Annotated in this window: 1 protein-coding gene; it reads left to right on the top strand. The window is 47.5% G+C overall.

Translation table 11 applies throughout. The features are described from left to right. Positions 1-619, top strand: a 619-nt coding sequence (locus tag R7Q46_RS27955) for a TRAP transporter large permease subunit (protein ID WP_318078402.1), incomplete at its 5' end; no start/stop codon positions are given. Between the last annotated feature and the right edge of the window lie 12 nt (positions 620-631).

Raw genomic sequence — 631 nt, 5'->3', positions numbered from 1 at the left:
ACCTGAGCAAGCGAAAGCGATCTTCATGCTAGCGGCACCAGATAAGCTCGATCTTCTCAATGCGCCAATGGCGTTGGAAACGGCGAAAGAAATGCTGTCGCTGGTTCCTGCTGATTTTGTTGAAACGCTACTAGAGCAAAGTCTGGGTTTAGAGGCGGTTGGCTTGGCATTGTTGGCTGCGCATTTGATCATCTTCTGGCTTTCACAAGACAGTAACGTTACGCCACCAGTGTGTTTAACCGCATTCGCAGCGGCGACCATTGCGAAAACGCCACCAATGCGAACAGGCTTAATGGCTTGGAAAATTGCGAAGGGGCTGTACTTGGTTCCATTGTTAATTGCCTATACCGGATTGGTCAGTTGGGATGTGACATCAGTAATTACGGTCGGCTTCTTTGCGATAGTGGGTACTTACGCGCTCATTGGAGCCATTGAAGGTTACTTAGAAGGACCATTGAATATATTGATGAGGTTGGTTCTGCTTACTATCGGTGCGCTTTTGGTTTGGCACGACATTCCAATCTTAATTCGTGTGGTGTGCTGCGCGGTATTCGTTGCCGTGTTTGTTTACAGTGGGCGCAAGTTCAAATTGCAACAGTCTCAACTTTCGGTTTTATAAGAGGTCGTATGA

The organism is Vibrio sp. 811 (assembly GCF_033339195.1).
This window is presented reverse-complemented; position numbering and strand designations above follow the sequence as displayed.